1 protein-coding gene is annotated in these 1,090 nt (G+C 56.1%); it reads left to right on the forward strand.

Going from position 1 to position 1,090, the window contains the following annotated elements; translation table 11 throughout:
• The first annotated feature begins 64 nt into the window (after positions 1 to 64).
• Positions 65 to 1,082, forward strand: a protein-coding gene (locus tag GRB80_RS16180; protein WP_161424443.1) for an IS630 family transposase whose coding sequence is annotated in 2 segments (ribosomal slippage) — positions 65 to 454 and positions 456 to 1,082 — 1,017 coding nt in all. Because the reading frame shifts where the segments join, the coding sequence is not laid out codon by codon here.
• Positions 1,083 to 1,090 lie beyond the last annotated feature (8 nt).

The raw sequence follows: 1,090 nt of genomic DNA on the forward strand, positions 1-1,090 counted from the left end.
CTAAGTGCCTGATCTGAAGTTTTCGTGTAGTGTCGGTGTTTGGATCACTGACACGGATGAACCCATGGCAAGGCGCCGCTTCGTTGCCCCTCTCACTGAAGCTGAACAGCAGACGCTGACCTCTGCCTATCACCATGGCGAGAAGCGTGCCCTACGTCGGCGTGCTCATGCCATCCTGCTGAGTGATCAAGGCCATACGATCAACCAAATCAGTGAGATACTACAGGTTCGCCGCGATGCCGTATCACGATGGCTCAAACAGTGGGAAGCGTCGGGCATCGACGGGCTGATTGACAAGCCCCGCAGTGGCCGCACGCCGGTCTTGGATGAGAACGACCACCAGCGGCTGCAGGAACTGGTCGCCGAACAGCCTCACCAGATTCGATCTCTGCAGGCTCGTTTTGAAGAAGAGACTGGCAAGTCAGTCAGCAGGGTGACCCTTCGCCGGGCATTGAAAAAAAAATGACCTCAGCTTCAAGCGCATTCGGCACTCACTCAAGGCACGACGTGACGAGACGGATTTCCGCAACACTCAGGGCCTCCTTAATGCGCTCCAAAAGCAGGAAGACCAGGGTGAGCACGAGCTCTATTACTTTGATGAGTCAGGCTTTTCACAGTCGTCGCCGGTGCCCTACGCGTGGAGTCCTATCGGCAAGCCTTGCGAGGTGACCGCCTACTCACACAGCCGAAGGCTGAACGTGCTGGGGTTCCTCAGCCGAGCGGGAAAGCTGGTCTACCACACCGCCACCGAGCCAGTGACCACCGAGACGGTCATTGAAGCATTTGACCAGTTTGTGGCACAGAAAGACCCCGATACCTTCGCCGTCGTGGTGCTCGACAATGCCAGCATGCATCGCTCCAAGGCCTTCAAACGGAAGATAGTGGAGTGGATGTCGCACCGTGTGCACTTGGTCTACCTATCGGCTTACTCACCGGAGCTGAACCTGATTGAGATTCTGTGGCGGCAGATGAAATACGCCTGGCTGCCGCTGAGTGCGTACCTCTCGTTTGACCGCCTCTGTGATGAGGTACACCGGCTGCTCGGTAGCTATGGAACTGATAACGCGATTAATTTTGAATAGGCACTTAG

The sequence above is a fragment of the Halomonas icarae genome (assembly GCF_009901955.1).
In the GTDB taxonomy this organism is placed as follows: Bacteria; Pseudomonadota; Gammaproteobacteria; order Pseudomonadales; family Halomonadaceae; genus Halomonas; species Halomonas icarae.